This is a genomic window from Halalkalibacter krulwichiae (genome assembly GCF_002109385.1).
Taxonomy (GTDB): Bacteria; Bacillota; Bacilli; order Bacillales; family Bacillaceae_D; genus Halalkalibacter; species Halalkalibacter krulwichiae.
Map to the genome: position 1 here is coordinate 674,470 of NZ_CP020814.1, position 23,744 is coordinate 698,213.

26 protein-coding genes and 1 pseudogene are annotated in these 23,744 nt (G+C 37.2%); 21 read left to right on the forward strand and 6 right to left on the reverse strand.

Features of this window, described 5'->3' with window-relative positions; translation table 11 throughout:
* Positions 1-308: 308 nt before the first annotated feature.
* Positions 309-968 (reverse strand): DNA alkylation repair protein, encoded by a 660-nt coding sequence (locus BkAM31D_RS03565; RefSeq protein WP_066156172.1) that lies wholly within the window; start codon positions 966-968, stop codon positions 309-311.
* A 434-nt stretch (positions 969-1,402) separates the two neighbouring features.
* On the opposite strand from BkAM31D_RS03565, the gene BkAM31D_RS03570 reads away from it, so the two are divergent.
* On the forward strand, positions 1,403-1,807 hold the full coding sequence (locus BkAM31D_RS03570) for an integrase core domain-containing protein (protein ID WP_084372270.1): 405 nt from the start codon (positions 1,403-1,405) through the stop codon (positions 1,805-1,807).
* A 63-nt stretch (positions 1,808-1,870) separates the two neighbouring features.
* Here BkAM31D_RS03570 and BkAM31D_RS03575 read toward each other — a convergent pair whose 3' ends face one another.
* Complete coding sequence (locus BkAM31D_RS03575) at positions 1,871-2,632, reverse strand: IclR family transcriptional regulator (protein ID WP_066156170.1); 762 nt, start codon at positions 2,630-2,632, stop codon at positions 1,871-1,873.
* Between the two features lie 528 nt (positions 2,633-3,160).
* On the opposite strand from BkAM31D_RS03575, the gene BkAM31D_RS03580 reads away from it, so the two are divergent.
* The 14 genes and pseudogenes from BkAM31D_RS03580 (at position 3,161) to srtD (ending at position 15,917) form a co-directional block, all read left to right on the forward strand.
* A complete protein-coding gene (locus tag BkAM31D_RS03580; protein ID WP_066156167.1) occupies positions 3,161-4,102 on the forward strand; it encodes a fumarylacetoacetate hydrolase family protein in 942 nt (313 codons plus the stop codon).
* Between the two features lie 5 nt (positions 4,103-4,107).
* Entirely contained in the window at positions 4,108-4,596 is a 489-nt protein-coding gene (locus BkAM31D_RS03585; protein WP_066156164.1) for a DinB family protein, read from the forward strand.
* Between the two features lie 18 nt (positions 4,597-4,614).
* A pseudogene (locus BkAM31D_RS03590) lies at positions 4,615-5,726 on the forward strand (cupin domain-containing protein).
* 40 nt (positions 5,727-5,766) lie between these two features.
* Complete coding sequence (locus tag BkAM31D_RS03595) at positions 5,767-6,975, forward strand: FAD-dependent monooxygenase (RefSeq protein WP_066156160.1); 1,209 nt, start codon at positions 5,767-5,769, stop codon at positions 6,973-6,975.
* 207 nt (positions 6,976-7,182) lie between these two features.
* A complete protein-coding gene (locus tag BkAM31D_RS03600; protein WP_066156156.1) occupies positions 7,183-7,923 on the forward strand; it encodes a GntR family transcriptional regulator in 741 nt (246 codons plus the stop codon).
* Positions 7,924-8,406: 483 nt separating this feature from the next.
* Positions 8,407-9,621, forward strand: a complete 1,215-nt coding sequence (locus tag BkAM31D_RS03605) for a NupC/NupG family nucleoside CNT transporter (RefSeq protein ID WP_066156154.1) — start codon at positions 8,407-8,409, stop codon at positions 9,619-9,621.
* Positions 9,622-9,683: 62 nt separating this feature from the next.
* Positions 9,684-10,988: a pyrimidine-nucleoside phosphorylase gene (locus BkAM31D_RS03610; RefSeq protein WP_066156151.1), complete on the forward strand. Its 1,305-nt coding sequence runs from the start codon at positions 9,684-9,686 to the stop codon at positions 10,986-10,988.
* 97 nt (positions 10,989-11,085) lie between these two features.
* Positions 11,086-11,259 (forward strand): XapX domain-containing protein, encoded by a 174-nt coding sequence (locus tag BkAM31D_RS03615; protein ID WP_066156148.1) that lies wholly within the window; start codon positions 11,086-11,088, stop codon positions 11,257-11,259.
* Positions 11,260-11,289: 30 nt separating this feature from the next.
* The gene (gene deoB, locus BkAM31D_RS03620) at positions 11,290-12,465 is read left to right on the forward strand and encodes a phosphopentomutase (protein ID WP_066156145.1); all 1,176 of its coding nucleotides are present in this window, start codon (positions 11,290-11,292) and stop codon (positions 12,463-12,465) included.
* Positions 12,466-12,527: 62 nt separating this feature from the next.
* A complete protein-coding gene (locus tag BkAM31D_RS03625; RefSeq protein ID WP_066156142.1) occupies positions 12,528-13,304 on the forward strand; it encodes a purine-nucleoside phosphorylase in 777 nt (258 codons plus the stop codon).
* Positions 13,305-13,332: 28 nt separating this feature from the next.
* On the forward strand, positions 13,333-13,713 hold the full coding sequence (cdd, locus tag BkAM31D_RS03630) for a cytidine deaminase (protein WP_371807194.1): 381 nt from the start codon (positions 13,333-13,335) through the stop codon (positions 13,711-13,713).
* Between the two features lie 36 nt (positions 13,714-13,749).
* The gene (gene deoC, locus BkAM31D_RS03635; protein ID WP_066156137.1) at positions 13,750-14,427 is read left to right on the forward strand and encodes a deoxyribose-phosphate aldolase; all 678 of its coding nucleotides are present in this window, start codon (positions 13,750-13,752) and stop codon (positions 14,425-14,427) included.
* A gap of 198 nt (positions 14,428-14,625) precedes the next feature.
* A complete protein-coding gene (locus BkAM31D_RS03640; RefSeq protein ID WP_066156135.1) occupies positions 14,626-15,198 on the forward strand; it encodes a hypothetical protein in 573 nt (190 codons plus the stop codon).
* Between the two features lie 152 nt (positions 15,199-15,350).
* A complete protein-coding gene (srtD, locus tag BkAM31D_RS03645) occupies positions 15,351-15,917 on the forward strand; it encodes a class D sortase, LPxTATN-specific (RefSeq protein WP_066156132.1) in 567 nt (188 codons plus the stop codon).
* Between the two features lie 253 nt (positions 15,918-16,170).
* Here the strand turns inward: srtD and mobA are convergent, their stop codons facing one another.
* Both mobA and BkAM31D_RS03655 read right to left on the reverse strand, forming a co-directional pair.
* Complete coding sequence (gene mobA, locus BkAM31D_RS03650; RefSeq protein ID WP_066156130.1) at positions 16,171-16,746, reverse strand: molybdenum cofactor guanylyltransferase; 576 nt, start codon at positions 16,744-16,746, stop codon at positions 16,171-16,173.
* Positions 16,743-17,237 (reverse strand): MogA/MoaB family molybdenum cofactor biosynthesis protein, encoded by a 495-nt coding sequence (locus BkAM31D_RS03655; protein ID WP_066156125.1) that lies wholly within the window; start codon positions 17,235-17,237, stop codon positions 16,743-16,745. Before BkAM31D_RS03655 ends, mobA begins: the two co-directional genes overlap by 4 nt.
* A gap of 132 nt (positions 17,238-17,369) precedes the next feature.
* Between BkAM31D_RS03655 and moaA the strand changes: the two genes are divergently transcribed.
* The 5 genes from moaA to moaD all read left to right on the forward strand — a co-directional run bounded on the left by moaA (position 17,370) and on the right by moaD (position 20,987).
* A complete protein-coding gene (gene moaA / locus BkAM31D_RS03660) occupies positions 17,370-18,386 on the forward strand; it encodes a GTP 3',8-cyclase MoaA (RefSeq protein WP_276565216.1) in 1,017 nt (338 codons plus the stop codon).
* 122 nt (positions 18,387-18,508) lie between these two features.
* A complete protein-coding gene (locus BkAM31D_RS03665; protein ID WP_066156122.1) occupies positions 18,509-19,801 on the forward strand; it encodes a molybdopterin molybdotransferase MoeA in 1,293 nt (430 codons plus the stop codon).
* On the forward strand, positions 19,765-20,283 hold the full coding sequence (mobB, locus tag BkAM31D_RS03670; protein ID WP_066156120.1) for a molybdopterin-guanine dinucleotide biosynthesis protein B: 519 nt from the start codon (positions 19,765-19,767) through the stop codon (positions 20,281-20,283). The genes BkAM31D_RS03665 and mobB overlap by 37 nt, the downstream gene beginning before the upstream one ends.
* A 1-nt stretch (position 20,284) precedes the next feature.
* Positions 20,285-20,758, forward strand: coding sequence for a molybdenum cofactor biosynthesis protein MoaE (locus BkAM31D_RS03675; RefSeq protein WP_066156117.1), 474 nt, complete (start codon positions 20,285-20,287; stop codon positions 20,756-20,758).
* Entirely contained in the window at positions 20,751-20,987 is a 237-nt protein-coding gene (moaD, locus tag BkAM31D_RS03680; RefSeq protein WP_066156114.1) for a molybdopterin converting factor subunit 1, read from the forward strand. The genes BkAM31D_RS03675 and moaD overlap by 8 nt, the downstream gene beginning before the upstream one ends.
* Before the next feature lie 43 nt (positions 20,988-21,030).
* Here moaD and BkAM31D_RS03685 read toward each other — a convergent pair whose 3' ends face one another.
* A complete protein-coding gene (locus BkAM31D_RS03685; RefSeq protein WP_235820479.1) occupies positions 21,031-21,255 on the reverse strand; it encodes a group-specific protein in 225 nt (74 codons plus the stop codon).
* Positions 21,256-21,272: 17 nt separating this feature from the next.
* A complete protein-coding gene (gene fdhD / locus BkAM31D_RS03690) occupies positions 21,273-22,064 on the reverse strand; it encodes a formate dehydrogenase accessory sulfurtransferase FdhD (protein WP_066156109.1) in 792 nt (263 codons plus the stop codon).
* 386 nt (positions 22,065-22,450) lie between these two features.
* Between fdhD and BkAM31D_RS03695 the strand changes: the two genes are divergently transcribed.
* Positions 22,451-23,704 carry an L-lactate MFS transporter gene (locus BkAM31D_RS03695; RefSeq protein ID WP_066156107.1) on the forward strand — a complete coding sequence of 418 codons (1,254 nt, stop codon included), beginning with the start codon at positions 22,451-22,453 and terminating at the stop codon, positions 23,702-23,704.
* Positions 23,705-23,744 lie beyond the last annotated feature (40 nt).

The following is a 23,744-nucleotide window of genomic DNA, read 5'->3' on the forward strand; positions in this document are numbered from 1 at the left end:
AACAGAAAAAACAAAAAGTCCAACAAACTGTTGTTGCAGTTGTGTTTTTTAGGATAATTGTCATTTTTGGTACTCAAAATCGTGTTCCTTCTGGAGTGTCGGTTCGACCCCGACCACCGGTACTTGAAAAGCCCATCAGGGCAACGGAAATCGCTTATTAGAGCGATTTTTTTATTTGTTTAAAAACATTCATAGTACAATTTGAATCAATCACCTTCTAAAATAAAAAGGTAGCTGTTAGCTACCTTTTTTTAATTTCTGGCGTAATACCAATGCCTGTTAGATAGGTGGGAGTTTCGCAGCTCTTTCTATTTCAAATGTTTGAGTGCTTCACGCTTGCTAAGGTTTTGAATTGCTGTTCTTTCAACAAATTCAATAACCGATTGTGGGTTGGTTTTGCCATGTTGTCTTAATGCCCAACCTATAGCTTTTGCGATAAAAAATTCTGTGTCATTTGCATGCTTTTCACAATAATAAAACAGCCGTTCTTCATCGGTATATTCCTTAAAGGATAATTGGTGCAAAATGGCTGTTCTCTTTACCCACATGTTATCATCTTTAATCCAACCATCCATTACCTTAGCTTGTTCAGGAAATGTTCTTACAATATATCCAACCACACCACTTGCGATTAAGTCGACCGTGTCCCACCATGATTTTACAGTTATTATCTCCTTAATTTGTGTTAAATCATCAGCAAATAAGTAGTTCTTTGATTTCCTTAAATAATCAACTCCAACATATTGATATTCCCTCTCGCTTTGTTCCCAAAGATCAAAAATGAATTTCCAGTCAATAGGTTTTTTACCTACTTCCCACTTTTTGAATAATTGGGCAGAAATCCTTCTTCTTTCAGGAGTTTGAATTCCTAAAAATTGAAACTGATTTTTCATATAGGCAGACATCACTGTTGCCTTTTCTTTATTCTCTATTTCTCTAAATTGAATGGTTAAGTCTTGAACTTGCACCGATTATCACTCCTGTATTTTTGATATGATTCCCAAACCAATACAACAGTTAGCATCTGAAATTTTATCCACTTTTTTTGATGTTATATTTTTTGAGCTTTCAAAAACTTTTTAAAAGCTCTACTTCGGTCGGATCAAAAGGTATCAAGATAAGTAAATATTGTATTCTGTATGGTTTAATTATAACCATAACAGAGATGGAACATCGCTGCTTGTGTCTTTTGTCTGACCAATTAAACCGTTCTATAGAAGAGAGAGTGGGGATTGTTATAAGGAAGCAAAATATAAACTTCCATGAGAAAGATTATGTAAATGAGGTTTACTATTGATTGTAATGGTACACTTAAACAAAGTACTTATTCGGAGGTGTTTTTGCATGGGCAAAAACGTATATCAACTGAGGTTACATTTTATACTTATCAACGATCATAGACTTGTTTAATAATCAAATCGTTGCTTATAAGCTTTATACTCATCAACAAATCCCTTTAGTGATTGATACCTTGGATGAAGCACTAGAAAAGCGAGGAAACCCTACTTATCAAAATCGGATTAAAGAAAAGAATTTAGTCAGTAGTATGTCACGCCGGGGAAACTGTTGGGGCAACGCAGTCATTGAGTCTTTCCATTTGAACCTAAAATCAGAAGAATTTCAGTATGTAAAATTCAATTCTTTGTTTTTAGAACAAGTAAAGGATCGTTTAGATCAATTTATGAGGTATTATAACAATGATCGTATCCAAGAAAAACTAGGCTGCCACACACCAATAGAGTTTGGTGAAATGGCAGCCAAGGAAGGTGTTTTATTACTGTCTCATATGATTAGGTCAGTCTATTAATTCAAAATATTAAAGCGGTGTTTAAACGTTTCTATTTGAATGGTTATTATTATTGTCTGAAAACTATGACTTGTAACCAAAAGTTGCAGAGATCTCTTTACTTAAGCGAATTAAGTACTGACTAAGTTCATCTTCTTCACCATTAGGGATCATATCAGAGAATCCTACAACTGTGACGGTTCCTAGAAGTTGTTTCTTATAATTAAAGACGGGGAAAGCAACAGAGGACACATTAGATACTAATGGTTCTCTAGCAAAAGCAATTTCTCTTTGTTTAATTGTTTGACACTCTTTTTTGAAATTTTGCATCTGTTCTTCTGATAAGTGTACAAGTTCTTTTTCAATCCATTCATCTACGACTTTATCCTCTAGGAATGAAGCGAATACTTTTCCATTTGCAGATAGAACGGGAAGTAATGTCCCGACTTGAGCTCCGATATTATATCCTTGTTTTAGATTTACCTCTTTAACAATCATTGGCCCACTATTAGTCCAGATAGAATAAAGTACAGTACTTAAGCATTTTGCATTTATTTCTTGCATATAAGGTGTAATTCGATCAATTACATTTTCCTCTGCAGTAGCAGCCATCCCATATTCTATCAATTTACTTCCTAGCACGTATGAGCCTGTTTCCTTGTCACGATATAGAATACCTGTTTGTGTTAGCGTATTCAAATATTTATAAAGATTGCTTTTTGTAATTTTTGTTAATTCGCAAATCTCGGTAAATTTAAGTGGTCTTCCTTCTTTAGCAATTAAATCTACGATACCAATACCAATTTGTAATGATTGAATCGTCGTTCCCTTTTTTGCTATCTCCATATGTATCCTCCTTATCCCACAGCGCGTTACCTAAAAAATATAGAATATACAGAAATCCCGTATTTTATTCAAATTTAAAATCGATTGTAAAGAGTATAACACTAGTATTTCATGTACCGCCATTACAATTTTAAGATTTAGACTTAGTCTATTAGATTAATGATAAAATCGATTGATAAAATACTGCTCCTTTAATCATAGATAAATCATTATGTAAATGACAGTTAAATTTTTAAAAATCAAATTAACAAATTTTATTGACAATTCGAAACAAAGAGATATATTATATAAATAGAGAACAGAGTTATCTATAAAGAGAACCTTTACTCGAGCTGTAATCCACTTATAAACCATTGTAGTTCCATTGAGATATGGTTGATTAAGAATGTTAAGGTGGCAAGGGTTGGTTCAAGAAAATATCAAGGCTATTGTAAATGTAGATTCAATGAAGCTAGAAAATGAATACGTTTACAGCTTGTGATAGTAGTTACTCTATAATGAAATTAAAGTAAAAGGAGTTTTTGGATAATGAAATTAATTACGTTTAAGCAAGCTGGAGTGTCACGTGTAGGGGCAATTGTTAATGAGGAAGTAATTGATTTACATGCATCTTATAAAGCATTACTTAAATCTGAAGGGAAGATCCGTGCTGAGCAAATTGCAGAGGCATTTGTTCCTTCTGAAATGACTGGTTTCTTACAGGGTGGTAAAGAAAGTTTGGAGCTAGCTAGGAAGGCGATTGATTTTGCGTTAACAATTAAAGAAGATGATGGATATAAGCTTGTTTATCCATACGAAGATGTAAAAGTAGAAGCACCTGTTCCAAAGCCAGGAAAAATCTTCGCTGTAGGACACAACTATAAAGAGCATATTTTAGAAATGGGACGTGAACTTCCTTCAAATCCAGTTGTGTTTGCTAAGTTTGCTAATACACTTGTTGGTCCACAAGATGATATTCCATTCCATCCTGTTTCAGAACAGTTAGATTATGAGGCGGAATTTGCATTTGTGATTGGAAAGCGTGCGAAAAATGTATCAGAAGAAGACGCACTTGATTATGTTGCTGGTTATGCGGTTGCAAATGACGTGACATACCGTGACATTCAACGTCGTACACTTCAGTGGTTACAAGGTAAAACAGTAGATGGTAGTTTACCGATGGGACCTTGGATGGTAACTGCAGATGAAATTAAGGATCCACAAACATTGGAAATGGTCCTAACAGTCAATGGAGAAGAACGTCAACGTACAAACACTGCTAACCAAGTGTTCACTGTTAAACATTTAGTATCGTTCTTATCTAACCTAGCAACATTAGAGCCAGGTGATATCGTTATTACAGGAACTCCTGGTGGTGTCATCCAAGCAATGGAACCTCAAGTTTGGTTGAAAGATGGAGATGTAGTTCGTGTAGAGATTGACCAAGTCGGTGTGTTAGAAAATACAGTACGTAATGTAAAAGGAGAGTAAGAAGCATGACACAAAGCAATATTACTTCCGTAAATGAATCTATTGATCGAATCATTGAAACCGTGAATGGCTTATCTGAAGAAACAATTCGCTGGAATCCTACAGAAGACGAATGGTCAATCATGCAAATTATGGCGCATATTGTTGAAGCATTGCCATATTGGGTTAATGAGATCCAACTACTTGTTGAAACACCTGGTAGAGAATGGGGACGTAATCATCTTCATGAGCCACGTTTGGAAGCGGTTAAACCAGAGACTGTTGATGCGATTAGTGTAGAGAAAATGGTTAAAGATTTAGAGCAAGTTAAAGAAACGGTTAGATCTGGAATTGAACATTTAACTTCTAAGCAATTAGCGGCCGTAGCGACAAGTGTTAATCCAAATTTCGGAACGAAACCAATGCAATTTATTATCGATCACTTAATTGATCAACATGTTAACAAGCATGAAGGTCAAATTCAGCGTAACTTGTCAAAAGTAGCAACGAATTAAACGAAAGGTGGGGTAAAAATGGCAGAGCAAAATGATTTCTTTAAAAGTAAAATCGTTAAAGATTTTACAAAGGATATTAGACAATATAACCTTGGACCACTTTGGGAAGCGATTCCAGAACTAATGCATAAAACACCTGAACCACATGCCCAAGCATATTTGTGGAAATGGGATTTATTAAAGAAGAAATTAGATGAAGCATCACAGATTTTCACTCCAGAGCGTGGTGGAGAGAGAAGAGCAATTTACCTTCAAAATCCAGGTCTTGATTACCGACAACCATGGGGTTGGGCTTCAACTAGCCAAACACTCTATGCTGCTGTTCAGTTGCTACAACCGGGTGAAGAAGCACCATCTCATCGTCATACGCAAAACGCTTTGCGTTTTGTTACACACGGTGAAGGGGCATACTCAATTGTTCAAGGTGAACGTATTTTCATGGAAGAAGGAGATTTCCTAATTACTCCAAAAGATCTATGGCATGGTCATGGACACTTAGGGACTGAACCTATGATTTGGATGGATGTTCTTGATATTCCTACTAAGTATATGCTAGGGGGAACATTCTTTGAGCCTTATCCAGAAAAGATTGAGCAACCGAGTGTTCCGGACAACTACGGTGCACAGCGTTACATGGGGGAATGGTTCGCCCAATCTCAGACCGTCATCCAATGAAGGCGCCACTTGGCTCATTTAAGTGGAATCAAACATTGGCAGCAATTGATGGATTGAGTCGTTTCGAGCCGGATCCATATGATGGATATGCTGTTGAATTTATTAACCCATCAACCGGTAAGACTGCTAATCCTACGATTGCAGCTTGGATGCAAAAGCTACCAAAGGGATTTCATTCAAAAGCACATCGTCACACACATTCTACAATTTATCAAGTACACAGAGGTTCTGGTTATTCCATTATTAATGGTGAGCGTTTTGACTGGTCACAAGGAGATTACTTTATTATTCCGAACTGGGCATGGCATGAGCATGTTGCAAGCGAAGATACTTTCTTCTTCTCAGTAAGTGACTTACCAATTATGGAACACTTTGATGTAGAGAGAGTAGAAGCATTAGAGCAAGGAAATGGACATCAAGTAGTTAAGAGTGAGTTTAAACCTGTACTAGTTTAATAGATTATTAAGATAACATATATACATGGGGGGTATAACAATGTTAAAAAAAGATTCAATGATTATTGTTGGTGGAGGAATAGGGGGGCTTGCAGCGGCTTTAGCAGCTGCCGAGGCTGGTCAAAAAACAACAATACTTGAGCAAGCACCTGAATTTGGAGAAGTTGGTGCAGGAATTCAAATGGCTCCTAATGCAATGGCTGTTTTGGATCGCTTTGGTGTAAGTGAGGAAATTGCTAAAATTGCTGTTTTTCCAAAACGATTAGTATTAAAAGATGTGTATACAGCTGAAGAGTTAACAACGTTAGACTTAGGAGACGAATTTAAAGAAAGATACGGTTTCCCGTATATCGTTCTACATCGGTCAGATTTGCATCGTGTCCTACTAGAAGCTTGTGAGAAGAGTCCTTTAGTTGAACTTGTTACAAACCAACATATTGAAACAGTTGAAGAGACAGCAGATGGTGTCGTTGTTACGAATGCTAGCGGAGAACAAATGATTGGTAAGGCACTAATTGGCGCTGATGGACTTAAATCTAAAACACGTTCGCTCTTCGTAGATGATGAACCGATTTGCTCAGAATATGTTGCTTATCGTGGAACGATTCCAATTGCTGAAATTAGTGATGATGCTAATATGGATGACGTCATTATGTGGATTGGGCCAAATCTTCACGTTGTACAATACCCAGTTCGTCGTGGCGAGCTTTATAATCAAGTGGTTGTATTCAAGAGTTATAACTACAAAGAGGGTATCGCTGATAGTGAGTGGGGTACTCCTGAGGAGATGGATAAAGTATTTGAAGGAGCTCATCCAAAAGTGGAAAAAGCTTTGTCATATATTTCTCGTCAAATCCGTTGGCCAATGTACGATCGATTACCGATTCCTAACTGGACAAAAGGCAATATTACACTTCTGGGCGATGCTGCTCACCCAATGCTTCAATATTTGGCACAAGGTGGAGTTCAAGCACTAGAAGATGCATCTTATTTAGCTGACATGCTCAATGAACATGGTAACAACTATGAGAAGGCATTTAAAGCATTTGAACAAGAACGTCAACCACGTACAGCGAAGGTTCAAAGAACTGCGCGTACATGGGGAGAAATTATCCATGCTGAAGATGAAGTTTCGATTTTGCTTCGTAACACAATCTTTAAACAACGTGAAGCAAACGATTTCAGTTACACGGATTGGTTATATGGCCAAAAGTACGGTCAAGGCACGAAAAAAAAAGTAACTAATTAATCTTTTTAAAAACCGTTATTCAAAGGTCTAAAGCCTAGGGTAACGGTTTTTTGACTTGTCTTACAATTGAATAAACTATACAATAATAAACTTTATACATAAAGGATCTTACAAACCTTCTAATAGAAAGCCCTATTGCCAGCTTTTAAAAAAGCTTGAAAGGGCTTTACTTAAACTGTAAAATAACCTCATACGGGAGGGCAAAGTATGAATTATAATTATCAAACGCCACGTTATTTAATTGTTATTGATCAAATAAAGAGTAAAATTAGAAGCGGAGAACTTGAGTGTGGGAAGAGGTTACCATCAGAAACCGATTTTGCAAAAGAATTACAGGTTTCTAGAAATACATTAAGAGAAGCGCTCAGGATATTAGAAGAAGAAAATATTATAATCCGTAAGCATGGGGTAGGAACCTTCGTAAATAGTAGGCCTGTTTTTTCTGGAGGAATTGAAGAACTATTTAGCATTACGGAAATGATTGAGCATGAAGGTAAAAAGCCTGGAACTGAATTAATGTTTTCTGGACTTGTTGAGCCACATAGCGATGATATTGAAGAATTAAACCTATCAAATCATGAACAAGTACTTCTTGTGAAACGGGTTCGTACGGCTGATGAGACTCCTTTAGTTTATTGTATTGATAAGATTCCAGGTAATCTGTTAAAAGCCGATTATAAGTTTGCTGAAGAATCTATGCTTCACTCTCTTCAAGAGGAAGCAGGGGTCACAATTAGTTATGCAAAAGCAGCTATTAGGACAATTGGCTATCACGATGAAATTTCAGAAATATTAAATTGTGATAAAAATACACCTTTATTAATATTAAGGCAAGTACATTATGATATGAATGATAAACCAGTGCTTTATTCTTTAAATTTCTTCAAATCAGATCAAATTAGTTTTAATGTTTTTAGAAAGCGCTCTTTTAAAGAATTTTCTTCATAAGCAAGAACGTAGTTAATGCAATCTTTTACTAGCATAAGTCAATATTTATTATAGTTGAACGTCTTTAATTATGGATGTTTTGTGACTACAATTATCAAAATCCCTTTAACTATTGGGATTTTATTTTTTTGGGAATATTAGGTTGTCGGTAAACGGTTAAAAACAGTTGACTTGTAAGACGTCCAACCTTATATTGATAGTGTAGACGATTTGCAAAGGCTTACAGTCTACATTAGATGTTGGACATCCTACAGATATTCCGGTTTTAAATGATGAGATTTTATTCTTTTGAGCGATTAAGTTGTAGGACATCCTACGAAATATCTTGACCGGTCAATGCACTGTCCTTGTCTTAGAGACTAACGATATTACTAAAGGGAGTTTGATTTATAGAAATTAAGATTATAAACGTTCAAGTGGTTGTAGAGAAATTTTTTTTGTGAGAAAGCAAGCGTTTTCAAAAAAGAAGGGTGAGTGACGTAGATGAATTTATTATGGGGGATCTTTGGGGTATTTGTTGTGTTATTCATTGCTTTTCTCTTTTCCAATAAAAAGAGCGCAATCAAACCAAGAACCATTTTGGGTGGCTTAGCGATTCAACTGTTGTTTGCATTTATTGTATTGAAATGGGAAACAGGGAGAATGGCATTACAGTGGTTTACTTTGCAAGTACAAAATATCATTGATTATGCCAATGAGGGAATTGGGTTTTTATTCGGTTCATTAGCAAATGGAGACGAATTTGGAACCATTTTTGCTTTTCATATTTTACCAGTAATTATCTTCTTCTCTGCATTGATCTCAGTCCTCTATTACTTAGGAATTATGCAATGGTTTATTAAGATCATTGGAGGAGGACTTTCGAAGTTATTAGGTACAAGTAAGTCTGAGTCAATGTCTGCAGCTGCAAATATTTTTGTTGGACAAACAGAAGCACCTCTTGTTGTTCGTCCGTTCTTAGGAAAAATGACAAACTCAGAGTTGTTCGCTGTTATGACTGGGGGATTAGCATCTGTTGCAGGTTCTGTATTAATTGGTTATTCGATGCTAGGTGTACCGCTTGAATATTTACTTGCAGCTAGTTTCATGGCAGCTCCTGCTGGATTGATCATGGCGAAAATGATGATGCCAGAAACAGAACAATCAGAGACTTCCGATGAGATAGTATTAGAGAGAGATACTGATACAACGAATGTAATTGATGCAGCAGCTAAAGGTGCATCAGATGGTTTGAAACTAGCATTAAATGTTGGTGCTATGTTACTTGCCTTTATCGCACTCATTGCTTTGATCAATGGGATTTTAGGTGGAGTAGGTAATATATTTGGGTTTGAAGGGATTACGCTACAAGGCATTTTAGGTTATATTTTCGCACCTATCGCATTTGCAATTGGGGTTCCATGGTCTGAGGCAGTAGTAGCTGGTAGCTTTATAGGGCAAAAACTAGTCTTAAATGAATTTGTTGCCTATGCAGCTTTTGCTCCTGAAATTGCGGTACTATCTGAGAAAACGGTCATTGTAGTCAGCTTTGCATTATGTGGATTCGCGAATTTAAGTTCTATGGCAATTTTATTAGGTGGTTTAGGAGGAATTGCTCCAAACCGACGTAGTGACATTGCAAGACTTGGACTTCGTGCTGTAGCAGCTGGAATGCTAGCATCGCTATTAAGTGCTTCTATTGCAGGTATGTTCTTTTAGAGATAACAGTAGATGATGTCAATAAATTAAAATAATATGTTCACTTTAAAGGATGATATAAGATGAGAATGGTAGATATTATCGAGAAGAAGCGAGATGGACACGAGCTCTCAAAAGAAGAAATTTACTTTGTAGTGAAAGACTATACAAAAGGTGAAATTCCAGATTATCAAATGTCTGCATTAGCAATGGCAATTTATTTCAAAGACATGACAACAACTGAAAGAGTGCATTTAACGATGGCGATGGTAGAATCGGGTGACCAAATTGATCTATCAGATATTAATGGGATAAAAGTAGATAAGCATAGTACAGGTGGAGTTGGTGATACGACTACTTTAATCTTAGCACCTTTAGTTGCAGCGGTCGGTGTTCCGGTTGCAAAAATGTCAGGACGAGGCCTTGGACATACGGGAGGAACAATCGATAAGCTTGAATCAATTGATGGATTTAAAGTAGAGATCGATAGCGAGACCTTTAACCGTCTAGTAAATGAGAATAAAATTGCAGTTGTTGGCCAAAGCGGGAATTTAACACCAGCAGACAAAAAGCTTTACGGCTTACGTGATGTAACTGCAACGGTGAATTCGATCCCATTAATTGCAAGTTCAATTATGAGTAAAAAAATAGCTTCTGGTGCTGATGCAATTGTTTTAGATGTTAAAACGGGATCAGGTGCTTTCATGAAGGATTTAGAAGAAGCGAAAGCGTTAGCTGAAGCAATGGTTCAAATTGGAAAAGGCTCAGGTAGAAATACAATTGCAGTTATTTCTGATATGAGCCAACCACTTGGATTTGCAATTGGAAATGCTCTCGAGGTTAAAGAAGCAATTGATACATTAAAAGGTGAAGGGCCAGCAGATCTTCATGAACTATGTTTAACATTAGGTAGTCAAATGGTTTATTTATCAGGTGTAGCTTCTTCTATTGAAGAAGGTCGAACAATGTTAGAAGAAGCGATTACAACTGGTAAAGCTTTAGAAACATTCAAAACCTTTATTTCCGCACAAGGTGGAGATGCTTCGGTTGTAGATAACCCAACGAAATTACCGACTGCTGCCTATACATTTGAAATTGAAGCAAAAGAAGATGGGTATGTTTCTGAAATTGTGGCAGACGAGATAGGAATTGCCGCGAGTATTTTAGGAGCAGGACGTACAACAAAAGAATCCACGATCGACCTAGCAGTTGGGTTAGTGTTGAATAAAAAAGTAGGAGATAAGGTTCACAAAGGAGAATCGCTCGTTACTGTATATAGCAATCATGAGTCCGTTGCTAGTGTGGTGGAGAGAATTGATCGCTCTTATCACATCGTAAAAAATAAGGTTGAATCCAAGCCATTAGTTTATGACATTATATATGGCTAATTCATAAATAGGGTCCAAAACTAGGACCCTAGTTTTTCAATCATAGAGGTTGGACGTCTAACGACAATGAGGATTTATAGAAAGAAGGAGAATAAATATGAAAGAAGTTATCTTAAGTTTATTTGCAGGAATTATTATTGGGATCGTTTTTAAATTTTTGAAGTTGCCTTTACCGGCACCACCAGTCCTAGCAGGTGTAATTGGAATTGTGGGTGTTTATTCAGGTGGATTAATTGCTGATTGGTTGTTTAAAACATTTTTTAACGCTTAAATACGACTGTATAGAAGGAGTGTGATAGGTATGAAATTTAAACGTGTTTTCTTAATAGTATTAGATTCGGTAGGAATCGGTGAGTCTCTTGATGCAGATCGATATAATGATCAAGGTGCTGATACATTAGGGCATATTGCCGAAGCTAGAAGAGGTCTTGCGATGCCTGTCATGGGGAAATTGGGACTTAGTAACATACGTGATATTGAGGGGATACTGCCAGCAGCTAATCCGTTATCCTATTTTACGAAAATGCAGGAAGCCTCAGCCGGAAAAGACACGATGACAGGTCATTGGGAATTAATGGGGCTGCATATTGATACACCTTTTCGAACGTTTCCGAATGGTTTCCCTGAGGAGCTAATCAAACAAATTGAAGAAAAAACAGGGAGAAAGGTGATCGGCAACAAGCCGGCATCAGGTACGGAGATTATTGAAGAGCTTGGACAGAGACATGTTGAGACAGGTGACTTAATCGTTTATACGTCAGCAGATTCAGTCTTACAAATATGTGCTCATGAAGAAGTAATTCCATTAAAAGAGTTATACGACATTTGTAAATACGTTCGAGAATTAACGAAAGCACCTGAGTATATGATCGGTCGTGTGATTGCTCGCCCATTTATTGGAGAAAAGGGAAGTTTTCAGCGAACCCCTAACCGTCATGATTATGCATTGAAACCTTTTGATCGAACAGTGATGAATGAGTTGCAAGATTCAGGATATGATGTCATTTCAATTGGAAAGATTTCTGATATTTATGATGGAGAAGGTGTTACAAAATCACTTAGAACGATTTCTAATATGGATGGAATGGATAAGCTGCTGGAGACACTAGACGAAGACTTTCAAGGGCTTAGCTTCTTAAATTTAGTAGACTTTGATGCAATTTACGGACATCGTCGCGATCCGCTTGGATATGGGGATGCATTAGAAGAATTTGATCAAAGACTTCCTGAAGTGCTTCAAAAATTAAATGAAGAAGATCTTCTTATTATCACAGCCGATCATGGGAATGATCCTGTTCATCATGGAACCGATCATACTAGGGAATATGTTCCATTACTCGTTCATTATCAAGGAATAGAAAAGGGGGAGCAGCTCCCAATTAGAGAAACATTTGCAGATGTTGGTGCGACAATTGCGGAGAATTTCAAAGTGAAGATGCCGAAATTTGGTAACAGCTTTTTAAAGGACATTTTATAAAAGGGATAGGTGAGAACGATGACAGCAATTAAACAAGCTGCTGATTTTATAAAAAAAAAAAAATAAATGATGCTCCTAAATTAGGTCTTGTCTTAGGTTCGGGACTTGGTGTTTTAGCAGATGAAATACAACAACGTGTTACGATTAAATATGAAGAAATACCGGGTTTTCCAGTTTCGACAGTAGAAGGACATGCAGGACAACTTGTTGTTGGGGAACTTAGTGGCATGAAAGTATTAGCGATGCAGGGAAGGTTTCATTTTTATGAAGGGTATCGATTAGACGAAGTGACTTTTCCTATCCGAGTAATGAAGGAATTAGGAATTGATTCCGTTATTGTGACAAATGCAGCTGGTAGTGTAAACCCGTCATTTGAACCTGGTGACTTAATGTTGATAACCGATCACATTAATAATGCTGGCGTAAATCCCCTTATTGGGACTAATGACAGCAAGTACGGCGTAAGATTTCCTGATTTGTCCAACGCATATTCAGAAGAGCTACAATTGTTAGCTAAGGATGCAGCTAAAAAGATACAAGTTGACCTAAAAGAGGGTGTATATGTTTGGAATAGTGGTCCAAGTTATGAAACACCAGCAGAAATACGGATGATGCATAAGCTTGGAGGAGATGCAGTAGGAATGTCTACTGTACCAGAAGTTATTGTAGCCCGTCATGCAAGTATGGACGTAGTTGGGATCTCTTGTATAACGAATATGGCAGCAGGAATCTTAAATCAGCCGCTCTCTCACGAAGAGGTTATTGAGACAACAGAAAAAGCGAGAGAAACTTTCTTACTATTTGTAAAAGAACTCGTGCAGCTTATTGCAGAGAATTAGGGAGGACGAACACTTGGTGGAAAAAGAGATGATTACAGAAGCTCTTAAAGCTAGAGAATTGGCTTATGCTCCGTACTCGAAATTTAAAGTAGGAGCTGCATTGAAAACAAAATCAGGGAAAATATACCACGGTTGTAATATTGAGAATGCGGCTTACTCTATGTGCAATTGTGCTGAGCGAACAGCTCTTTTTAAGGCATACTCTGACGGAGAAAGAGAATTTGAATTATTAAGTGTTGTAGCAGATACACATAGGCCAACTCCCCCATGTGGGGCTTGTCGTCAAGTCATAGCCGAGCTTTGTTCAAAAGACATGAAAATTGTTCTAACTAATTTAAAGGGTGATATACAAGAGACGACCGTAAACGATCTGTTACCTGGAGCGTTTTCACCAGCTGATTTAAAGTGAATAATAGATTGAAAAGATACAAAAGGTGGTTTTAAAATGGATATAAATTTGGCGAAGATGATTGACCATACATTACTAAAAGCAGAAACAAGAAGGGAACAAATTGTAACAGCTTGTGAAGAGGCGATAAAATATAACTTTTATTCTGTATGCTTGAATCCAACGTGGATAGAAGAAGCGTCTAATTTACTTAAAAATAAAGATGTTAAAGTATGTACGGTAATAGGATTTCCTCTAGGAGCAGCAACAACAGCGGTAAAAGCATTTGAAACAAGAGATGCTGTTGATAAGGGTGCAGACGAAGTTGATATGGTTATTAATGTTGCAAAACTTAAAGATGGGGATTATGTTGCTGTGGAGAAAGATATAAGAGCTGTTGTAGAAGCGGCAAAGGGCAAAGCTCTTGTAAAGGTCATTATTGAAACAAGTCTGTTAACCGACGATGAAAAACGAAAAGCATGCCAGTTGGCAGTAAAAGCAGGTGCAGATTTTGTGAAAACATCGACCGGATTTTCAACTGGTGGAGCTACGGCAACAGATATTCAACTAATGAGAGAAGCGGTAGGTCCAGGTATTGGAGTAAAAGCATCAGGGGGAGTTCGAGACAAGAAAACAGCAGTAGAAATGGTTGCAGCAGGAGCAACACGAATTGGAGCAAGTGCAGGTGTGGCAATCGTTTCGGGAGAAGAAACAAGCGAAGGAATTGATTATTAAGTATTTAAGGAATAATTGAAAATCAATTTTTAAATCCGTACCAATTACGCTTTCCAATAGGAAGGCGTTTTATTGATTTAGATGAGTAATTCTTTTTATTAATAGTAGGTTTCTAAGTGCTAAAACATAAAAACTATGATTAAATTAGAATACATTAACAATTATGTAAAAGCTATGAAATGATAAAGGCGGTAATGTATGATGAAGAAAGTTATCTCAGTTTTTATGATAGTGGTAATCTTAATAATTGGCACTTTTTTATTTAGTAAAGGTGAAGGGAATACAGAAGAAGCCGATTTAAATGAAACATTAATTGAAGAGGAACAACGTGAATTCGGTGTAGTCGAAGAAGAATTGAATGAAGTCACGGATAGTATCTATTCAGAGGTTTCAAAGATCGTTAATGGGGTTCATGACGTTCTAAATAAAATTACTGGCTTTGATTCACATGAACGGTATATTGATCCTGACAGTGAATTCTGGGATAGTGCTGTTTCACGTATGGAAACACAAATCAGAGCAATTGAACGGACGATTGAATTCGCAGAAGGAGATGTAAAAGCAGATCTAGAAGACTTTGTGAAAATTACTAAAATAGCTATAGCGAATCACGATCACCAGGCGCTCATATACTCACATAGAATTATTCATGATGTTGATACGATGTATAATGGATTAAACAAAAAAGTTTTTAATGCTGCTCGATTATCGAATCGAAATGAAGAAACAAGTACTATCATTCAATCTATTATTGACGAAGCTAGTTTGTAACTATCTGAACGATTATCCTAGTATAAGTGTTATGTAACTTGGCTTATTTAAAAAGTTAGTAAGGAGAGAGTTAAGAAGAAATAGACAAATATAGAAAAACGAAGAAATGTATAGATTATATCAAAATAGAAAGATCTGAAGGGGCGGTCTAGGTGAAACTTATAGCTCGAATAATAATTTTAGTAGGTATTGGTTTCTTGGCATATGGCGGGTATGAACTCTATCAATCCTCTAGTAAACAAAATCAATCAATGGCGGAAGCTAAGCAGATGCTTGAGAAAGCACAACCTGGTCAAATGTCAGCTGACGATATGGTTATTAAAGACGGTGATGTAATTGGTACTTTGTATATCCCTCGATTGGAAAAAGAAATACCTATTATTTCAGGAACGGATGAAGAAGAATTAAGTCGAGGAGTTGGGCACTACACATCAACCGTTCTTCCGGGGCAAAGCGATCAAATTTTATTATCGGGTCACCGCGACACGGTTTTTCGTAATTTTGGACAGCTAGAAAATGGAGATGAATTTATTGTGCATATGCCGTATGGTTCTTTTACTTACGAAATGTTTGAATCAAAAGTAGTGGATGCCAATGATCGTACTGTTATTCGATCAACAGCACCAAATGAAATCCTTACCCTATCAACATGCTACCCTTTTCATCTAGTAGGAGCCGCACCAGACCGTTATATTATCTATGCAAAGCCAGTTTATTAAGAAAAATCCCATTTGCGCAGAAATAGGTCAACCTTCTGTTCCCTATCAAATCATACAAAATAAAAATACAGACGGAGATTGAGATGTTCCGCCTGTATTTAGTTTGTCATAATGTTTGAGTAGATATGGTAGTTGCCGAAAAATATAAAACGAACCTTTAGAATCGCTTCTTGGACATGAACGATTTGTCTGTGAGGTAAATAACTTTCTTTTTGGCTATTTTTTGTTAACATGTTTAAGTAACTGCATAATACTATCTTTGCTCGTTCTCCCAGTCTATCTGGTAGTTTATATTTATGAAATCTTTCTGATCTTCTGGAAAGGAAAGAGATTTTGTCTTTACCTTTTGTAAAAGTGGTTTCATACTTTTTTCACCTTTAGAAAGCAGATCTTTGGCAACGTGATAGCAACGTTTATGATATAGAGCTAAGAGTGGTTGTAATCTGTCACCACTAACTGGAATAATTGCATCAACTTCTGAACGAGATATTTGATTGAGTAATGTATTAACGAATTCTTTTGACACAAAAGGAATATCTGCTGCAAGGACGAATAGCCAATCAGCATGATTAATCTCTTCAAATGCATAAGATAGCGCATATAGTGGACCTTTGTGCTGTTCCTTTTCAAGCAAGACTTCGGCTTGAAGAGGTTGGAAATGGGATGCTATTGATTCATTTGTCACAATGTAGACAGGTGACACGCCGCTAGTCACTAGTGCATTTACACTATGTTGATAAAAGGGGACACCGTTATATTGCTCAAACATCTTTGGTTTTCCATACCGTGAAGATTGGCCTCCTGCTAATACGACACCTGAAATCTTCATTTTTTCACCAGTTCCGCGGCAAAGTGAGGAAGAGTTGGTAAAATTAATTTTTCAAGCGCTAATGTAACGGCATTTGTTGAACCAGGTAGAGCATAGATGGCTGTTGCTCCGATACTTCCAGCAACAGCACGGCTAAATAAAGCTTTTGGGCCGACTTCCTCATAACTGAGCATGCGGAAAAGTTCACCAAATCCGTCCATTTGTTTATCTAGAAGTTCGGTTACGGCTTCATATGTAACATCTCGTGGAGAGAAACCAGTACCACCATTTAGAATAATTGCTTCGATTCTAGGGTTATCTACCCAACTTTTGATGGAATTTTGAATCTCACCAATTTCATCTTTTTTTATTTGATAATCAATAATGCTGTAATCTTTCGTTTCAAGTAACCTTTTAATCGTTTGTCCACTACGGTCATCTTCAAAATTTCTCGTGTCAGAAATCGTCAGCAACGCAATATTTACACTTTTGGAATCATTTATATGATGCATACTATTAATTCACCCTTCTTTTTTGTGTTAGAATGATTAATTATATCTAATAGTAACAGTTTTTTTTAAGTAGAACCAATATTCGTAAATACATCTAGATGAGTGTGGAGATAAGTTGATGAAGGGATGTGAATGGAAATGAACGAAATAACAGATCATTACTTGCGTCCATTGCAAGATTTGCGAATATCGATTATGGACAAGTGTAATTTCCGCTGTTCCTATTGCATGCCTGCAGATGTATTCGGCGAAGATTATGTTTTTATGAGAGAAGAAGAATTGCTCTCTTTTGATGAGATAGAAAGAATGGTAACTCAATTTACAACTTTGGGGGTAAAGAAAGTTCGACTGACTGGCGGCGAGCCTTTGTTAAGAAAGAATGTTTCCACTCTTGTGGAAAAGTTGGCTGCCATTAAAGAGATTGGGGATATTGCTCTTACGACAAATGGTGTTCATTTGGTGAAACAAGCACGAGCTTTAAAAAAGGCTGGGCTGATGCGAGTAAATATTAGTTTAGATGCCCTAGATACAACGATCTTTCAAGAAATGAATGGTCGAAAAGTATCTTCAGCTGTAGTGTTAAAAGGCATTGATGCAGCACTAGAAGCTGGTCTTCATGTGAAGATCAATATGGTTGTAAAAAAAGGAGTTAATGAAGGCGAAGTAGTTAAGTTAGCGTCTTATTGCAAAGACAAAGGCATTACTCTTCGTTTTATCGAGTTTATGGATGTTGGTCAAACAAATGGCTGGAACTATTCACAAGTTGTTACGAAGAAAGAGCTGTTGGAAAAAATTTCTACAATTGCTCCGCTTGAACAAGTGAAAAGAGATTATCTTGGTGAGGTAGCTGACCGATATCGATATAAAGGAACGAACACAGAAATTGGCATTATTTCTTCTGTATCTGATACCTTTTGTGGAAGTTGTACGAGAGCCCGGATTTCTGCAGATGGGAAAATGTACACATGTTTGTTTGCGGAAGAAGGGTTTGACTTACGTGCTTTAGTTAGGTCAGGTGCATCTGATCTTGAAATTAGAGCAACCATTGAAAACATTTGGCGTAAGAGAACGGATAAGTATTCTGAAGAAAGAACAGAACAAACGGTCAGAAAAAGAAAGAAAATTGAAATGTCTTATATTGGTGGATAGATTTAGTACTACAGTAGGATAGTCAATGTTCTGAGGTTGTCTCAAAAGGTCAAAGGACGATCTTTTGTGACAACCTTTTTAAGCTGTTAGATCATAAAAGAATGCTTAAGTGGAGGGATAACATGGTTGAAAGAAGAAAACCAATTTCAGTTGAAGATGCAGTAGCAAAGGTCAGTGCTAATTCGGTAATCAAGCAAAAAGAAACCATTGCGATTGAGGAGGCTTATGGAAGGTTTCTAGCTGAAGATTTAATCGCTTCGCATGATGTTCCAGCATTTGACCGTTCCCCCTATGATGGTTTTGCAATTCGTGCAGAAGATACGAGCCGAGCATCTGCAAATCATCCAGTATGCTTAGATGTAGTAGGGGCCATTGGAGCGGGGTTTGTATTTGAAGAAGAAGTCCAGGCTTTACAAGCAGTTCGTATCATGACAGGTGCTCCTATCCCAAAAGGTTGTAATGCAGTTGTGATGCTTGAATTAACAAAAGAGGTTACTAGTGAGAATGGTCAGCAGCAGATTCAAATTAAGCGTTCCTTTAATCAGGGAGATAACATTTCTAGGCAAGGAGAAGACACACAAAAAGGAACGATTCTAGTTGAAAAAGGGACTCAAATTAATCCAGGAATTGTTGCTTTATTAGCTACGTTTGGATATGCACAGGTAGAAGTAGCAATAAAGCCAAAAGTAGGAGTTATTGCAACTGGATCTGAACTGTTAAACGTCGAAGAACCTCTTGCTCCAGGCAAAATTCGTAATAGTAATGCTCATATGATTATGGCGCAGATTGCTAGAGCAGGGGGAGAAGCTATTTATTACGGTAAACTAAATGATGACTTTGATGAATGCCTTGTTGCAACGAAAAAAGCTCTCACTGAGGTAGATATGCTCATTACGACAGGTGGTGTTTCAGTTGGTGATTTTGATTATGTTCCAGCAATATTAAACGAGCTAGGTGCTAATGTACTGTTTAATAAAGTCGCTATGAGACCGGGAAGTGTCACAACCGTTGCTAATTTAGGAGAGAAAATGATCTATGGACTATCTGGTAATCCATCAGCTTGTTATGTTGGCTTTGAACTTTTTGTTAGGCCAATGGTCCGTAAATCATTATATAGTCATCTTCCTCATTTAAGAAAAGCCCAAGCGACTCTTGGTGTGGACTTCCCGAAGCCTAATCCTTTTATGAGGTTAGTAAGGTCTAAGGTAGATTTCATAGATGGCCAATTAGTTGCCTCGCCATCGGGTGTTGATAAGTCGGGGATTGTTAGCTCTTTAGGAGGAGCAGACTGTTTCATGGTGTTGCCAGGTGGCACAAGAGGGTACGAAAAGGGCATGACAATTGATGTGCTTTTGTTAGAAGATACTCAAGGAAGTGAGTGGCCGTGGAGCAATATTGTCGCATCTTACAAGTAGTCGGTTATCAGAATAGCGGGAAAACTACATTGATGGAAAAGGTAATAAAGGAATGCACCTCTTTAGGGTGGGATACCGCTACAATTAAACACCATGGTCATCATACGTCTCTAAAAAAAGAAATTGTCTTAAAAGATAGTGAGAGGCATGAGCAAGCTGGGGCTAGTATGACAGCGGTAGAAGGTGGAGGAGCGTTACAACTCCATATTAAAAATCAAACATGGTCGTTAAAAAAGCTCATTTTGTTGTATCAACATTTTTCTCCTGATGTCATTCTCGTAGAAGGCTTTAAAAAAGAGTCCTATCCTAAAGTAGTTCTAATAAGGGGAATAGAAGATGTAAAATTATTAGAGAAGTTAGAGAATATTGTTTGTGTCATCACTTGGAAGCCTGTTCAGCTTGAAACGAGACATTATCCCATCTATAATTTAGATGATTCTTCGGATTACCTTAACTATATAATACAGAAATTGAGTGATTAACATGGTTCAACTATTTGAGATTCAAGAGACCCCATTAGTTCTAGATGAGGTTGTCCAAAAAGTAGTTCGTAGAGAGTGTGGGGCTATTGCTACTTTCATCGGGACCGTAAGAGAGTTAACACACGGGAAACGAACATTGAAGCTTGAATATCAAGCTTACAAGCCGATGGCAATTAAAATGCTTGAACAAATTGGTAAAGAAGTTGAAGAAAAATGGCCAGGAGCAACGGTTGCTATAACTCATCGAGTTGGGACATTAGATATTACGGATATTGCCGTTATTATTGCCGTATCTACTCCACATCGTAAGGCGGCATATGAAGCGAATGAATATGCTATGGAGCGTATTAAACAAATTGTTCCAATTTGGAAGAAGGAATTTTGGGAAGATGGGACAAAATGGATTGGCGATCAACTTGAGAAAACTCCTTATCCAGAAGGTGTACCGAATTTGGGAGGGAAGAAAAATGATTAACATTTTACTATTTGCCGAACTTCAGGAAGAGGCAGGGGTTAATGAAATAAACGTCGAAAAAGCAGGTGTGACAGTAAGTGCGCTAAAGGATTGGCTAATAAAAGAATTTAAGCTTACATCTTTAAATGATACGATGATGATTGCGATTAATGAAAGCTATGCAAATGAATCCGATGTTTTAAAAGACGGTGATACAGTTGCATTTATTCCTCCCGTGAGCGGAGGATGAGAATAACAAATCCCCTTACCAATAGGTGAGGGGATTATTTAAATTAGACTAACTTGTTAAGTTGTTGATTTCTATTTTCTTTCTCTTCGGTTGACGCTAGGTCATATTTTTTTAATAAATGAAATAATTCATTTAACAGACTTTGCGATCGTGGTTGTGTTAGAAATTTCTCACAGCGCTTGTATAGGTCAGCTGGAAGAAAATCCTTTTGTGATTCAAGTTTCCTTTGCACATCCTCTAAAGGGTGATCAATTTTACAATGACTCAAAGTAATCTCTCCTTTCATCAGTTGAGAACGATTCGTTCGGGATGAGAATAAATATTAAATGATTGCCCGCGAATAAATCCTACTGCTGTAATATTAAGATCTTCGGCGAGTTTAATCGCGAGGTCTGTTGGTGCCGACTTCGATAAGACGACCCCGACACCGATCTTTGCAGCTTTTGTTAAAATTTCAGACGAGATCCTTCCGCTGAATACAAGTATCTTATCTTTAACAGGGATCCCATTTAAAAGAGAGTAGCCATATAACTTGTCTAAAGCATTATGTCTACCAATGTCAGAACGACTTACAATCAGTTGTTCTGCTGTACAAAGTGCAGCATTGTGAACGCCACCAGTATTCTTAAATACAATGCTATCATTTTGCATTTTTTTCATCAACTCAATGCATTGTTTGGCAGTAAGAGTAGTTTTGACCATGGAAGTTTTTGCCGTTCGTACATCATTCTGAAAATAAAACTGTCTACTTTTCCCACAACAGGAGCCTATGAATCTTTTTGAAAAATCTTGTTGGTTTCTTACTTCTTTTTTGTGCAATTCAATATAAGCAAATCCACAGTCTGCATCAATTTTCATTTCTTTAATTTCTTTTTTAAAACGGATGACGCCTTCAGAAGCTAAGAAGCCGATAACCATTTCATCAAGGTTTTCTGGGCTGCATACCATTGTGGCGAACTCTTCATTATTTATATAAATAGTTAAAGGGAACTCAATGACAATCTCATCTTCAGTTTCAACAAGTTGCTCAAGCTGATACTTATAAATAGATCTATTAATGCTTAAACTTTCTTCCATTAGTAAGTCTCCCTTCCGGTTCAATGCTTTAAATATAAACATAGATTTCATTTAGTGACAAGTAAGTAAGATCACAATAACTAATAGAAAAATATAAAAGTTTTGGCTGAAGTAACTATATAAATATATTGAAAAAATGTGAAAAACACGTTATGATTTATGTGTATTCATAAATTTGTAACATTTAAAGATATGAGATAGCGAACCTGTCATCAGTTTTAATTGTTACAAGTCTGTAAGCGATTTCTATTGGTATGAAAGTAGCGTAACCTGCTTGAGACTAATCGTCGCAGCTTTTTTGAGAGATACTTATGCATTCTTTGTGTGAGGATGACTCTTAAGAAAGTAGCGACGTTTTTTTTGTGGGGAAAAAGAGGAGTGAGAAAATGGGGAAAGTAAAGAATCGCTGGTTGATTGCATTATCAGCAGTCGGCATTCATATTTCAATTGGCTCTGTCTATGCGTGGAGTGTTTTTACAAATCCGATGATGGAGCAGTTTGGATGGGAACTAAGTTCCGTTTCTTTTACATTTAGTATTGCGATATTATTTTTAGGTCTTTCTGCAGCTTTTATGGGACATTTTGTTGAGAAATATGGACCGCGTAGGTCGGGGATTGTTGCCGCAATTTTCTTTGGAATTGGTTTGATTGGTTCTGGGGTTGCTGTTTCACTTGAGTCGATTTGGTTATTATATTTCACTTATGGAGTGTTAGGAGGCATTGGAACGGGAGTTGGTTATATTACACCGGTTTCAACTTTAATTAAATGGTTCCCAGACCGCCGAGGGCTTGCAACTGGCCTTGCGATTATGGGGTTTGGCTTTGCTGCCATGATAGCTAGCCCGATTATGGCAAATTTAATTGGGTCTGTTGGCATATCTAATACATTTTATATTTTAGGTACTATATACTTTATCATAATGATTAGTTCTGCCTTATACATTGAGAGGCCACCAGCAGGATACATGGAAAACATTCAAACATCAACTGGTAAAAAAGTTGTTAGCGATCTGTCGCAATTAACAGCGAACGAAGCTGTTAAGACTAGACGTTTTTGGTATTTATGGATCATGCTCTTTATTAATATTACTTGTGGAATTGCTATATTGTCAGTGGCTTCACCAATGGCGCAAGAGATCGCAGGTTTATCTGCAGCGGCAGCAGCTACCATGGTAGGGATCATGGGCGTGTTTAACGGCCTAGGCAGAATTGGTTGGGCATCGATTTCGGACTATATTGGGAGAGCGAATGTTTACACTGCCTTCTTTGCAATTCAGATCGGATCATTTTTCTTATTGCCAAGCATTACGCACGCCATAATGTTCCAAGTAGTGTTGTTCTTAATCTTGACTTGTTATGGAGGTGGATTTGCATCGGTACCAGCTTATATAGGAGATCTGTTTGGAACAAAACAATTAGGTGCTATTCACGGGTATATTCTAACCGCATGGGCAGCCGCTGGTCTAGCAGGTCCAATTATTGCATCATGGGTACGTGAAACAACTGATAGTTATGCAGGCACACTTTACATCTTTGGCTTTATGTTTATCGCTGCTTTAATTGTTTCTCTTCTCATTCGCATTGACATTAAACAGTTAAAGCAAGCTAACGAAAATAAAGAAAAAGCAATGGCGAGTTAAAGATTTGACTTTTGTTGTTCCTCCATCTACTCTTTAAAGG